Origin of the sequence: Pseudoalteromonas sp. '520P1 No. 423' (assembly GCF_001269985.1) — a bacterium.
Taxonomy (GTDB): Bacteria; Pseudomonadota; Gammaproteobacteria; order Enterobacterales; family Alteromonadaceae; genus Pseudoalteromonas.
This window is the reverse complement of record NZ_BBZB01000001.1, coordinates 2,211,463-2,225,246: the sequence shown is the minus strand read 5'-3', so window position 1 is coordinate 2,225,246 and position 13,784 is coordinate 2,211,463. Positions and strand designations below refer to the sequence as shown.

The following is a 13,784-nucleotide window of genomic DNA, read 5'->3' as shown; positions in this document are numbered from 1 at the left end:
TGAGTAGTCTATGAAATACTTTCTTTTTGTTAACTTTGCTATTTATCAGGCAACTTGGTTTTTAGCTGCTTTGTATCCAGATAGCGCATCATTGTTGATAACAGGACTTATCATTATTCATTTTATTTTAAGTCCAACTAAAATCGCTGATTTTAGGTTGCTCAATATTGCATTAATTGGCTGTGTTGTTGATGGTGTATTAATTTTATATGATGTTATTCAAACAACCAATGGTACGTTACCGACCACTTTAATTTTACTATGGTGCGTCTTTTCGTTTACTTTTAATCACTGCCTCAATTGGTTGCAAACCATAGATCCAAAATATGTTTGTCTCATTGGTTTAGTACTTGGGCCAAGCAGTTATTTTGCAGCTTTAAAGTTAAATACCTTTGATACAACATTATCATCAATTGAATTTATAGCTATTTATGCTTTTATTTGGGCACTATTGTTGCCCCTATTTGTTAAATATACAACTTCAGTAAAAATATTATTTGAACAAAATGCACAGGAAGCAGAACAATGATGAAAACACTACTATTTATACTCACGCTTTATATTTTTAGCTTTAATTCTAATGCCAGTGAATTAAACAAAATGCATCTCATAGGTAAAGCGCAAATGTCAGTGCTTTTTTTCGACATTTACGATATTGAACTGCTAAGTAATACAAAAGATTGGCAACAAAATACCTATCCACAAGCTCTGAAAATCAGTTATTTAAGAGATATTTCTAAAGAAGATTTAATAAAAGCGACTCAAGAGCAATGGCAGCACATTAAGTTAACCAACCCAAATCAAACCAAATGGTTAGAAAAATTAAATGACATTTGGCCTCAAATACAAGAAGGCAATGGTCTGACTATCATAGTAGATAGCAATCAAAGCAGTAAATTCTACTTTAATGATGAAGCGCAGACACATCAGTTCATAGGTGAACTGGCCGATCCCGATTTTGGGCCTGCTTTTTTAGCAATATGGCTTTCAAACAATACCTCGGAACCAAAATTACGTGCCAAATTATTAGGGAAAAAATAATGAAAAAGATCTTGCTTATTTTATTTAGCTTTTTACTTTGCTCATGTTCAAGTCCACAACTATCTGATTATGCTAATACAACCCCTGTTTTTAAGTTTGAGGATTTTTTTAACGATAAACTTGTCGCATACGGTATTGTATTTGACCGTTCAGGTACTATGACACGGCATTTTTCAGTTGATATCAATGCAACATGGCAAGGTAACAAGGGCACTATTGATGAGCAATTTATTTTTAATGACGGTGAAAAATCTGAGCGTATATGGCACATTACTAAGCGTGATAATGGTATCTATGAAGGTACAGCTTCCGACGTCGTTGGCATAGCACAAGGTAAGATTAATGGTAGTGTTTTGACTTGGCAATATCAGTTAATGATCACAGTAGACGGTACAGAATATGAAGTAACCTTAGATGATTGGATGTACATGCTCGATTCTAATCGGTTATTTAACAAAACAGATATTATTAAATTCGGTTTGAAAATGGGTGAGGTCATTTTATACATCGAAAAGCAGTAATTAATACCACTTGTATTAAGTCATTCACTGCTAAGTTATTCTGGGGGGTCAATTCTAGGCATGTATCGCAGAAATTGTTACTCCCATAAAAAATAGTGTAACACCCAATGTAAATCTCCAAAGGTTGTCGCAAAGCCAACTTAAACTTCCTAAATAATTTTACAACAGAATAACTATCACATCAATTAATTGCCTTTTCTAAAGCATTTTATCATTCGCTGAATGGGAACTTAATTATTACAATATGTATAAATTATCACCTAAAATAAAAATTTATTTCAGCTTAATATGAAAGATAAGTAATTTTATTGAAATATAGGTATAATGCCCGCCATTATTTGTTACAAGTTGATCAAAATGACGATATTCGCTGAGTTAGGCCTAAACAAGACCCTACAAGCAAACATAAAACGCTTGGGTTATAAAACACCTACCATTATACAAAAGAAGTCTATTGGCGCTGTTTTATCTGGCGCTGATACATATGCTATTGCCCCTACTGGTACAGGTAAAACTGCTGCATATTTATTGCCTACATTACAAGAATTAAGTCAGGTTGATCATAGTCAAGATGAAGTACGCCCTGTACGTGCTATTTACTTAGTACCAACACGCGAACTTGCTCAACAACTTGAGTTATCAATTGCTAACTATGGTAAAGATTTAAACTTACGTACTATCAGTATTTTTGGTGGCGTAAGATTTGAATCCCAAGTTAAGCGTTTTAAACGTGGTGCTGATATTGTTATCGCTACACCTAAGCGTTTAGTTGATCTTTTAAAACTAAGCACTTTTTCGCTTGATAACTTAAAACATTTTGTAATGGATGAAGCTGACAGATTAGTGAGTATGGGCATTCAACAAGAGTTAAGAACAATTCTTACAGCCCTGCCAAAGAAAAGACAAATTGTTTTATTCTCTGCAACTGATAGCAAAACATTAGCTAAATTCAGTAAAGACAATTTATCACACCAAAAAGAAATTAAAACGGAACAACTACAGCCTGCACAATCAAAAATTGTACATACCATGTATCGTTGTTACAGAAAACATAAAGAGTCACACTTAATCAAGCTATTACAAATGCTGAGATGTGATCAAGCGCTTATTTTCACACGTACAAAACAAGATGTGAAAGACCTAATTGAGTTATTAACTGAAAATGGTTTTTCAAACCAAGGCATTCATAACGAAGTACAACAAAAAAGACGTAAAGAACGCTTAGACAGCTTCAAAAATAAAGAGTTTAAGTTTTTAGTCGCGACTGATATTGCTTCTCGCGGTATTGATTTTGATAACCTTTATTACGTCATTAACTTTGATTTGCCAGTAAACAGCAATGATTACATTCACAGAGCAGGCCGAACAGCACGTAAGACTGTGAAAAAAGTTGAAAACAAAGCGAAAGCGATGAAGCAAGAGTTATCTAAAGATGTATTAACTACAAAACAATTTGAGTTTGCTGATGCGCCAAAAGTAACTGTTGATGATATACAAGGTCATGTATTTTCATTAGTAAGCCCTGAACAAGAACGTTTAGTACCAAAGATTGCAAATTTATTAGGCACAGAAGTAAAACTTGATAAAATTCCTTGGTAAAGTTTTATAACAAATTTTGAACACTAAAAAGGCTGTTTTATAACAGCCTTTTTTGATGTTTGATTTTGAATAACCTTAACCCATTTTAATAAATTTTTAGTTAAATTGACATTAGTTAAACAATGCCTTTAAGCTATCTGCAAACTTAAGCCATTTCTCTTTTATTGGCTGTTTTATTTTAATATCTAAGCTACCTAATATGACTTTTCCTTCAATCGAAATTGTAGGCGCATCAGCACTAAAAAGGGCTGTAGAGTCATTTTCAATACTCCCAAGAATACAATTTACATTTGAATGAGTATTCACATCTTCTGGTACTAAAATATCAACACTACCAAAAATACTGAGTACTTCTATTTGCGTATTTGGGTGTGTAAATCTGGCTTGGGTAAAATCGAGAGTATCACTTGCTAGAAAATTAATTATCGTGATTTTTTTTGGTACGTGCCATTGGCCATTGCGCTTACTTGAGCCTAGTACATTAACCAATTTATCTAACTCTTTAGTCTTACCTTGTTGATAATGTGCCCCTAGCGCGATTTTTTTCTTATCTTGATATTTTGTATCAACATTTAAGTTTAAATCTTTTGTTAGATCCTTAATCTCTTGAGGATCAGTACCATTCATCGCTTTATCTAAACGCGACTCAAATGCTTCTAACGATATTTCACCATGGCTATAATTCATTATTAGCTGATCGATTACTTCTTGTCGAACACTTTCAATGGGTCTATCTTGTGTGGCTACTGACATTATTTATCCCTATAATTTTTCAATATATTTAAAATGTTTGACTATTAAACAGCAAATCACATGCCAAATATAAAAACCTTATATTTCAACAGGTAACAATTAAAAGTTTATCAAATAGACTAAGTTATGCTTAATATAACCAATATTAAGCATAACTGGCTAACTTAGACTTTAAATTTTAATAACATTTTTTCTAGTTCATAAAACTCATTTTTAAGTAGCGTACACTCTTCTAAAGTTCTATTTAAATTTGATTGACCTGTACTATATAACTCACTGATATTATTAATTTCTTTATCTAATGAGCCTATTACATTATTTTGCTCATGGGTGGCATTTGCAACACTTAAATTAACCTGATCAATTTCTAAAATAGTGCTGGTAACTTTAGCCATTTGCTCACCCGCTAAACGCGCTGATTGCACACTATTTTCTGAATCCTTTTGACTTTGCGTGATCACAGTCACAGCTTTGGAAGAGCCTTCTTGCAATTGCGCGATGGTAATTTCAATTTCTTTTGTTGAATCTTGTGTTCTTTGCGCTAACTGCCTTACTTCATCAGCAACAACAGCAAAACCTCTACCCGCTTCTCCTGCACGAGCCGCTTCAATTGCTGCATTAAGAGCAAGCAAGTTAGTCTGTTCACTCACCCCTTTAATCACTTCTAAAATTTGGCCAATGCTTGCGGTATGTTGGCTTAAACTTGTAATAGAGTTTTGTGCAGATATCATTTTTTGTGATAAATGGTCTATTTCTTTAATGTTATCATTTAAGCTATTTTGGCTGTGCTCTGATTCACTATTAGCTGTATTAGCTAAGCTTGCTGCATTTTTCGCATTGTCAGAAATATCAGCTGCGCTTGAAGTGAGCTCATTAACCGCATTTGCAACACTATTTGTACAGTCTGTTTGCTCACTATACATATTGAGCGTTGATTCTGTACTGTTTACTAAACTTTCCACTGACTTCTCTAACGCAACAGTTGTATCTTTGACTTGAGTAATCGAGCTATGTATTTTCTCAATGAAATCATTAAAATAGCTAGAAAGAACACCAAATTCATCGTTTGATTCTACAACTAACCTTCGTGTTAAATCGCCCTCACCTTGTGCGATATCTTTAATGGCATCTGATACACGGTTCATAGGTTTCATTAAATAACGCAATAAGAACTGCATCATAAGTACGATGGCAAAAACACCTAAAACCATATAAATCGCTGCTACATTTCTAAATGAATCAACTGATGAGAATGCGATATCTTTGTCTATTACAACTGCTAAATACCAAGACACATTTTTAATGCCTTTGATCTCGATAAACGAGACCAGTTTAGCGTCATCATTAATATCTTGTTCAACAAAATCACTATTTAATGCGAGTTTTTGGCCAAAAATATCTGTAATAGATTTATCATTATATTTATTATCTGGATGACTTAAAATTTTAGCTTCTTTATTGACTAAAAAAGCATAGCCATAACCTAAAAAGTCGATGCCATTAACAATTTCTGTAATGGTACCCATATCAATATCGCCACCAGCAACACCCGAGAACTGACCATTGATTAAAATGGGCGCAACGGCTGATATCGTAAATTCATTGGTAGTAACATCTATATAAGGTGCAGTAAAAGCCGTAGTATTTTGCTTTTTAGCTAATTGGTACCACGGACGTTGCCTTGCATCATAATCACTGGGTAGTTCAATGCTTGGATCATTTAAAACAAATGCGCCATCTAACTTACCAATGTAAGTATTTTTAAAGTCACCAGATTTATTAGCCTGTTTAATTTGCATTAAAGTCACTGACTCTGGATCTTGAGTTTGATAAGTATCAGCAATTGATACTACGATGTTAAGTTTGCCATTTAACCAGTTTGCAATATTTTGCGATACTGATTGTGATATTTCTTTTAAAACAAGTTCTAATTGTTGCTCTGTTTGTGAGCGCATGGAAATGAAGTTATTTACGGTGAATAGTCCTAATACAAGTACTAATACTAAAGAGGCGGCGATGGTAATTTTGGTGGTGAATTTAAGCGAATGAAACATAAACATCCTGCGTTACTTTATAGTTATTATTGATGCTACTCAGTTAAACTTCTAACCTTAGTAACATAATTAACACTAGATTAACTGATTTTAGATGCAATTTGAATGTGACTTTCTTAAAATAATAAGGCAGGGTGTAAATATATCTGTGCAAAAAGGCAATCAGGCAATCAGGCAAAATACGAAACTATATTTTGCCTGATTGTTTTTAGCGTTAACTTAATGAAGTTTCATTCTTGGGCGTACTACTTTCATTAACTTTTCAATTAGCCATAAAGCAAATGTTTTCAAGCTGCCGTGAATGGCTCTTTGATGCATACGATATAATGACATATACATAAGCCTAGCAATTTTACCTTCAATAAACATAGAGTTATTAGTTAAGTTACCCATTAAGCTCCCAACAGTACTAAAGCGAGACAAATTCACTAATGAGCCATGATCTTTATAAACAAAATTATCTAAAGGTTGATGATTTACTTCATTGATAATATTTTTAGCAATACATGATGCCATTTGATGCGCAGCTTGCGCTCTCGGTGGTACAAATGAGCCATCGCTTTGTTTAAAAGCACATGCATCACCTAATACAAAAATTGCATCATCTGCTGTAGATTGTAATGTATTGTTAACTAATATTTGATTTGATTTATTTAACTCAAAAATGTTGAGGTCTTTTATAAAGTCAGCGACTTTAACACCTGCGGCCCATAATTGAATATCCGCTTCAATTAAAACGCCTTCACTGGTTAATAAACCTTGTTCATTAGCGCTGGCTACCCGGGTATTTTCTAAAACATCTACGCCTAATTTAATGAGTTCACGTTTTGCCGAATGAGCGATACGATTAGATAAAGCTGGCAAAATACTTGGCCCTGCTTCTACTAAGTATATTTTTAGCTTTTTAGCCGTCATGTTATTTAAACCATAACTTTTGAGCAATTGGGCAACATGGTAAAGCTCTGCTGAGAGTTCAACACCTGTTGCACCTGCACCAACAATCGCAATTCTTAATTCATCTAAATCTGTATTTTGATGAAGTTGCGTAAAGTGATTTAATAATGCGCTTTGAAACCGCTCTGCTTGTTTATGAGAATCTAAGAAGTAACAATGTTCTTTGACCCCAGGCGTATAAAAATCATTGGATATGCTGCCAATAGCAATAACTAAATGATCATATTTCACAACACAGTCATTTAAATTAGAGGTGGTTTCATCATTTAAACGTATTGTAAGTTGCTTGTTATCTTTATCTAAACTGCAAAATTCACCTAACTGAAAATTAAAACCATGTTTAGCTGCATGTGCCGAATAAACAACGCCATCAATACTTGTATCTAAAGACCCTGTTGCCACTTCATGCAGTAAAGGTTTCCAAATATGAGTTCGGCTTTTATCAATTAATACAATATTTGCTTTATTGGTTTTCCCTAACTTATGACCTAGCTTTGTGACTAATTCCAGACCACCAGCTCCACCACCTACAATGACGATACTTGGTTTATTGATTTGCATACTTGCTTCCTTAATATTATTAAAGAGCTAACCACTCAAGAGTATTTAGATCTTTAACAACAACTTGGAATATAACGCTAAGAAAGTCTTAAAATGGTATTTTTATATATTAAATCTATCGTAAATTATGTTTAAATATTTTACCGTTTTTCGATACTTAGGTGAATGATTAGCTTGTTTTTTTGGGGGGGTAATTTGTAACAAGAAATGAAGGATTTAAAGATGGTTTATTCAGAAAAATGAAAGACTTTATGCGTATATAAAACATCAATAAAAGTAGTTAATTTAAAGATTTGTAACTATCAGCACAGGAGATAGCTTCTGTGTAATATTTTACAAGCTCGGCCTCATCTAGATTAACCTTTTCACAAAAAAGGTTTCATTGCCCACCAACTTGCTTTTTCATATGATTTTTCAACTTCTAATACATGAAAAAGGATATTGCTTTTTCCGATCAATGCATCTTCCATAGATTTATCTAAAATGGCATCTATTAATGAAAACTGCCCCATCATAAATGAGTTATTATTCATACCTGGTGATACTTTTTTGCAATCAACTCACAAAATCTTGCCCTAATAATTGATAATTGCGTTAGTTCAGAGGATTTATTTTGTTTTAATTTATTTACTAAAAGACCAATAGTATCTAAGGGTGTTGCCATAATATCGAATTTAATTAGCCGACAAATTTTAATGAAAGGTGCCCAAGGTTTACTGTAAATAAAATCATCAAGCGCTAGATTATATCCTTTATAAAACAACTGCCTGCATACTTCTGGGTAGGTTTTACGTCTTCTAAGATTTCAATAATCACTTGTTCTACGGGTAATAAACTGGGAATTAAGTCTAATAAATCTCTTTCAGGAAAGTTGATCAACGCTTTTTTACCCGAAGTGATCTCTTTTAAGCCTTGATTAAATTGACTATCAAGTAAAAGTTTAGCTGTAACTTGATTACTCCCTACATTAGGAAAGGCGTTATTTAAACCATCCCTAAACAATAATTCATAAGCAACAACTTGCTTTTTACGGTTTAAAATGGCCTGCCTAGCAGTATAAACTTTCACTCAAACTCCTTGTGAACATATAAATTAACTACTTGAATCATAGTTATTACATGGCATTTTTGCTAAGATTTTAAAAAAATAAAACACAATATACCAATTATATTGTGTTTTACTTCAACAAGGTTTTATTCAATAATTAACTTCACCACTGATGATTTACCATCATAAGATACTGTTAAAATCACTTCCCCTGTTGTACTTGAAGTACTCTTAACTTTATATTTGGCGGTGCCTGTACCTGTAGATAAAATCTCACTGGTTAATAAATCATTTTCACTAAACTTTAGCGTACTAAATTCAGTGACATTAAGATCAGATGTCGCTTCTTCAAATTGTGCCATAACAGTAATTTCGATAGACTCTTTAGCATTAAAGGTAATTGACTCCTCTCCTTGATTTATCATCAACGAGTCTAAAGTCGCATCACCCTTAATTTCTAAAGTTGCAGCTCCAACAACACCACCACAAGTTGCATATACCTCAGTAACACCAGGTTTAAGCGCTAATAAACTACCCTTTGTTGTACCAGATAATGTGAGACCTGCTAAAGATTGATCTTTAGATTGCCAAGTTACATTATTATCAATCGATATAGGATCATCAGATACTGAGCTATCAACATTGGCCTGTGATTTAATTGTTACTCTATAACCTACATTAAGTGGGATAATATTCACTTTTTCTTCAGCTAACATCACGTCTATACTATCTAAATTTTTTGGATTCGATGTCACATTTAATTGATTTGAAATGCTATTAACTGTACCTGTTATAGTTGTGTTTTCTATTTCAGAATTAGATGTATATAAAACACCTAAACTATCTATGGATGCGGTTGTGTCAGCATCAACTGAAAAAGTAATATCTTTTGTCACATTCAAAGAAGTATAGTTATCCTGATATGTCACATCAGCAACAATAATGGCATCAATACACGTATTAATATCACCTGAACTGGGATTTATTTGTTTTAAAGTTAATGCAGATACCTGTTCATCACTTACGGAGATCTCTCCCTGAGCAAAAATATCATTAATTGTAGTACCAGTAATAGTCACTATGCCTTGCAACTCAGTTGAATTTGCAATTGCAGTGACTAAACCTTTATTGGTAACAGTTGCAATATTGGTATCACTCGATGACCATGTAAGCTCTGTCGTCACATCTCTTTCATCAAGATTTGTATCAATACCTAATGCGGATAGTTGATGCGTTTCACCCACTTTTAAACGTGTTGTTGCGCCAATAATAGTAACCGATTCTATAATGGTACCTTTCGCACGTTGAGATTCTAATTCTACCGCTTTTGCTAGCGCTTTAGCGTTATTATCAGAATCACACCCTAAAATAACAATACTTGAACCTAAACAGATGCCTAAAGTAAATTTTGTCAAATAGCACTTTATAACTGATTTCATTTTATGAGCCTTTACTTTTAGAAATGATAATTAAAACCAAGTGAAATTCCGGTAATGCTTAAATCACTGTCATTATACAAAGACTGGTATCCTAATTTTACGCGTGCATTTTTAAATGAAGGTATCTCTTGATATAAAGATACTCCCCAAGCAAAACCGTTATATTCATCTGTGCCATTAAAGGTATTTTCAGGCCCACTCGCTGTCATTTGGGTACTTGCATAACCCAAGGAAACATCAAGGCTAAAGCCATTCACTGCATAAGATTGCAATAAGATAAAAGCAGCTTTGCTATTTTCTAAATCAAATTCCATATTGTAGATATTGTCAGTTTGATTACCCGATATATATTGTCCTTTAATTGCTATCTGTTTATAAATACTTGTACCTAATCTAAAGGCTGCCATACCCGTATTTGCAGACTCATCTGAAATTTCAATATCAGAGTGAAAATAATCAACACCAATAAAACTAGAGTTTGCAAAACAAGGCAATGTTGTAAATAGGCATAAAAGAGGGAGAGATTTCATCATATGTAACAGCTAAGTTCCTTTTTAAGTCAAATCAAATTTTATATTGATATTTAACTGATTTCTATTGTTTTAATGTAACTATGACGCTTTTTTAGTATTTTTCTTAAGTAAGCTTTGATAACTGTGTATTTAAACTATAATAATATTTTTTAAATGTGAGGTTTCGTATTAAGTAACGTGTGTCTTTATCTATTCTTGAGACAACAAGGTGATTTACAAATGCCGCTTGCTCATGTTCATGACTATAAAAGTGAGATATGTCACAATCTGTTTCAGTCGCTTATGATAAATCTAAACGATATAAAGTGACAGGTTTTAACTCATTGGTTTTTATAATGCGATAGGTATTTCGAGCATCTAATTCAATTTGATACTGTGCAAAAGGCAAAATGGTATTATCACTTTGAGAAAGCGCAATCAAACCTCTCGGACTAATCACACCAAAACCAACATCAATAATATACTGTTAATTATTTAAAGTCAGCAAAGTCAACCTATGGTTTCTGCCATTTTCTGGATCGTTTTTAAGCATCACCCGCGCTATTAAGGGCCTGACTTCAAAACCTATACCCAAGCCACTTCAAGATAAAAAATTTTATTGTGTTCAAAGCAATAACCCCCGTACCTTGCTGAATAACTCGTTCAAAAAGAGGTTTTGGTTCTAAACTTAAATCTTTGTTTAAAATAACATTCACGCTACTAAAGCTAAACAATGAAATATGTTTATTGATCATAGTTTCAATTAAATCATGCTCTTTTAAGTTAAAAGGTATAAAATATAATACCTTTTATTATTAGTAGTTAACATTAAGGTATTTTTATGAGCGGCCAAACAAACAAGCAAATAGGCACTGCAGGTATTAAATGGGGTGTTGACGAAAAAAAAATTTGGCTTTCTATGCAAAGTATTAAACGCTCATATCAAGATGAAGTTGTAAGTAAAATCAAAGCTCTTAAGTCAGACTTTGATATCACACAGTATGGTGCACTTTCTTATGATGAAGCTCAATACCCTTTGTTTGTTGTTAAAAGTCGTAATTGGGACACAAATAAGCCGACTATTTTAGTGACAGGCGGCGTACACGGTTATGAAACGAGTGGTGTACATGGTGCGTTAGCATTCTTAGAGTCTAAAGCTTTAAATTATACAAATCATTTTAATATTGTTGTTACTCCATGTATTAGCCCTTGGGGATACGAAACTATTAATAGATGGAACCCAAATGCTGATGATCCTAATCGTTCTTTTTATGAAAATAGCCCGGCAGAAGAGTCAGCGGCTTTAATGCAATGCATTGCATCTCTTGATACTCAAATTACCGCACATATTGATTTACATGAAACAACAGATACAGATAATACACGTTTTAGACCCGCTTTAGCTGCTCGTGATGCGGTAGAACACACAAACTGGAATATTCCTGATGGTTTCTATCTTGTTGGCGATACAATAAACCCTGCTGTAGACTTTCAAACAGCCATTATAAAATCTGTTGAAAAAGTAACGCATATTGCACCTGCAGATAAGCAAGGCAATATTATTGGCGCACCATTAGAACAATTCGGTGTAATAAACTACGCTACAACTGAATTAAGTTTATGTATTGGCTTTACTCATGCTCCTTACTCAACTACCACAGAAGTTTACCCTGATAGCCCTAAAGTAACAGATGAAGATTGTATCAATGCACAAGTTGCAGCTATAACAGGTGGTTTAGATTACATTATTGAAAATACATAAGTTAATTTTGCATTCTAAATTTTTTTATTTAAATTTATCTAACAATTACCTAAATTAAATACAAGTGTAGTTGTAATTTAATTTAATCTGCAAGATGAAATTAAACAAAATTCATATATTAACACCTGCGTTCTATATGAATACCATTCTTAACTTAGAATGGTATTCACCTTACAGGATTTACATTATGATTTTTTCTTTTAAAAAGCACTCCTAACAGCAGCTATATTTAGTGTTTTTCCAGCAACAGCCTCGCAAAACACTTATCTAGAAACCCTTAAAAATATGAACTTTTACGAGCTTGCTGCCCAATATAATATTGCATTTAAAGGTGTTCAAATATTTTTTAAAGGAAATGTGGTTTCAATACTCAATACCTGCATGGCTGATCCACAAACCATACGCACTAAGTTCAAAGTCGTCATTGAAACACTAGATGATGAAGACTTTATTGTTATAGGTCATGACTACCTTTATAAATCAGCCAATGGTTTGAAAGCTATGGTTGATGGTGTCAGCGTTAAATATATTAACCACACTATTGCTACAGAAAAACATATTCATATTGTCACCAATGATGATGATTTGGACTTTGATCATTTATTTAGTAAAAGGTATAAAATCAAAAAGTGTTAATCACAAAAAGCATGGCGTAAAAAATCATTTTTACATTGATTATAATTTTCTTCAGAACAATTAATATAATTTATCGCTAATAAATACTGGGCTTGCAGACATTTTTCTTCTTGTGCTAGCTCATATTCATTCATAACAATATGCATTGCCTCAACAGTGCACTCATCTTCACCTTGACCAATCTCGACCTCATCAGGCTCAAAGTTATCCAACATCCAAATTTGTAATTTTTCTATTGAAATTTTTTCTTCACCCCAAGATTGTATTATCTCTAATAATTGCAACTTGGTGATCTGTTTTTTATTCATTAATATCTCTTTTATAAATTTTATTTTCTTTGATGATTGAGCTTTAATAATTCATTTTTAAAGTTATTAACTAAGCTTTGATCTGTCGCTAAGCTAAAAGCCATACAAATAGCATTATTAGAATAATTTTTTAATTCTAATACCATAGTTAAGCTATTTTCGGGTTTATTTAATGAGCGTAATAATTGGTTAGCAGTAAATTCTGTTTGAACAAGAAAGTCGACTCTATTCAAAAAGAGTTTATTGATACTAACCTCATCACTAGAGGTGACATCTAAATTAATACCAGACTCAAAACCAACTGAGCGTAAATACTCATTTGAGCTATCACCACGATTGATGCTAATTGTATGGTGTTTTACTTGCTCTAAATTATTAACTTTCAAGTCATATCTATTTTTAAGCTTGAATAAATACACTTTAACTGGTGGCAGAAAAGAGCAAACCCATTGAAATTTATCAACTCTTTCAGGTGTTTTAAAAATTGAATAAATTAAAGTATTATCATTTTTCTGAGCTATCATTATGGCTCTAGCCCAAGGGTCGCTTTTTATTGTATAGCTTAACTTTAACTTATCTAATATTGTTTTACTTTAT

General features: G+C 32.9%; 16 protein-coding genes. 6 read left to right on the top strand and 10 right to left on the bottom strand.

The window, feature by feature from the left end; translation table 11 throughout:
- Nucleotides 1-10: 10 nt before the first annotated feature.
- The 4 genes from PSA_RS10200 (at nt 11) to PSA_RS10185 (ending at nt 3,161) form a co-directional block, all read left to right on the top strand.
- Nucleotides 11-529 (top strand): DUF2878 domain-containing protein, encoded by a 519-nt coding sequence (locus PSA_RS10200; RefSeq protein ID WP_052379959.1) that lies wholly within the window; start codon nt 11-13, stop codon nt 527-529.
- Nucleotides 526-1,041: a chalcone isomerase family protein gene (locus tag PSA_RS10195; RefSeq protein WP_042145084.1), complete on the top strand. Its 516-nt coding sequence runs from the start codon at nt 526-528 to the stop codon at nt 1,039-1,041. Before PSA_RS10200 ends, PSA_RS10195 begins: the two co-directional genes overlap by 4 nt.
- Complete coding sequence (locus PSA_RS10190) at nt 1,041-1,562, top strand: DUF3833 domain-containing protein (protein WP_042145082.1); 522 nt, start codon at nt 1,041-1,043, stop codon at nt 1,560-1,562. The genes PSA_RS10195 and PSA_RS10190 overlap by 1 nt, the downstream gene beginning before the upstream one ends.
- A 357-nt stretch (nt 1,563-1,919) precedes the next feature.
- Nucleotides 1,920-3,161, top strand: a complete 1,242-nt coding sequence (locus PSA_RS10185; protein ID WP_042145080.1) for a DEAD/DEAH box helicase — start codon at nt 1,920-1,922, stop codon at nt 3,159-3,161.
- Between the two features lie 111 nt (nt 3,162-3,272).
- On the opposite strand, the gene PSA_RS10180 is transcribed toward PSA_RS10185, so the two are convergent.
- From PSA_RS10180 to PSA_RS25190, 8 genes are all read right to left on the bottom strand, one after another.
- On the bottom strand, nt 3,273-3,914 hold the full coding sequence (locus PSA_RS10180; protein WP_042145079.1) for a LiaF domain-containing protein: 642 nt from the start codon (nt 3,912-3,914) through the stop codon (nt 3,273-3,275).
- A 164-nt stretch (nt 3,915-4,078) separates the two neighbouring features.
- Nucleotides 4,079-5,968 carry a methyl-accepting chemotaxis protein gene (locus tag PSA_RS10175; protein ID WP_042145077.1) on the bottom strand — a complete coding sequence of 630 codons (1,890 nt, stop codon included), beginning with the start codon at nt 5,966-5,968 and terminating at the stop codon, nt 4,079-4,081.
- A gap of 219 nt (nt 5,969-6,187) precedes the next feature.
- Nucleotides 6,188-7,483: an NAD(P)/FAD-dependent oxidoreductase gene (locus PSA_RS10170; RefSeq protein ID WP_042145075.1), complete on the bottom strand. Its 1,296-nt coding sequence runs from the start codon at nt 7,481-7,483 to the stop codon at nt 6,188-6,190.
- Nucleotides 7,484-7,848: 365 nt separating this feature from the next.
- The gene (locus tag PSA_RS27165) at nt 7,849-8,016 is read right to left on the bottom strand and encodes a hypothetical protein (protein WP_371257796.1); all 168 of its coding nucleotides are present in this window, start codon (nt 8,014-8,016) and stop codon (nt 7,849-7,851) included.
- A gap of 205 nt (nt 8,017-8,221) precedes the next feature.
- Entirely contained in the window at nt 8,222-8,551 is a 330-nt protein-coding gene (locus PSA_RS27160; RefSeq protein ID WP_042145069.1) for a hypothetical protein, read from the bottom strand.
- A gap of 125 nt (nt 8,552-8,676) precedes the next feature.
- Nucleotides 8,677-9,969 (bottom strand): Ig-like domain-containing protein, encoded by a 1,293-nt coding sequence (locus tag PSA_RS10155; protein WP_042145068.1) that lies wholly within the window; start codon nt 9,967-9,969, stop codon nt 8,677-8,679.
- A gap of 17 nt (nt 9,970-9,986) precedes the next feature.
- The gene (locus PSA_RS10150; protein ID WP_127924105.1) at nt 9,987-10,502 is read right to left on the bottom strand and encodes an outer membrane beta-barrel protein; all 516 of its coding nucleotides are present in this window, start codon (nt 10,500-10,502) and stop codon (nt 9,987-9,989) included.
- A gap of 280 nt (nt 10,503-10,782) precedes the next feature.
- A complete protein-coding gene (locus PSA_RS25190; protein WP_157575763.1) occupies nt 10,783-10,941 on the bottom strand; it encodes a hypothetical protein in 159 nt (52 codons plus the stop codon).
- Nucleotides 10,942-11,322: 381 nt separating this feature from the next.
- Here PSA_RS25190 and PSA_RS10145 point away from each other — a divergent pair, with 381 nt between their 5' ends.
- Together PSA_RS10145 and PSA_RS10140 are read left to right on the top strand one after the other, a co-directional pair.
- Nucleotides 11,323-12,243: a M14 family metallocarboxypeptidase gene (locus tag PSA_RS10145; RefSeq protein WP_042145064.1), complete on the top strand. Its 921-nt coding sequence runs from the start codon at nt 11,323-11,325 to the stop codon at nt 12,241-12,243.
- 285 nt (nt 12,244-12,528) lie between these two features.
- On the top strand, nt 12,529-12,879 hold the full coding sequence (locus tag PSA_RS10140) for a hypothetical protein (RefSeq protein WP_042145061.1): 351 nt from the start codon (nt 12,529-12,531) through the stop codon (nt 12,877-12,879).
- On the opposite strand, the gene PSA_RS10135 is transcribed toward PSA_RS10140, so the two are convergent.
- Complete coding sequence (locus tag PSA_RS10135; RefSeq protein ID WP_042145059.1) at nt 12,876-13,187, bottom strand: hypothetical protein; 312 nt, start codon at nt 13,185-13,187, stop codon at nt 12,876-12,878. The two genes, PSA_RS10140 and PSA_RS10135, sit on opposite strands and share 4 nt — an antisense overlap.
- Nucleotides 13,188-13,207: 20 nt before the next feature.
- Nucleotides 13,208-13,711: an ABC transporter substrate-binding protein gene (locus PSA_RS10130; RefSeq protein WP_052379958.1), complete on the bottom strand. Its 504-nt coding sequence runs from the start codon at nt 13,709-13,711 to the stop codon at nt 13,208-13,210.
- Nucleotides 13,712-13,784 lie beyond the last annotated feature (73 nt).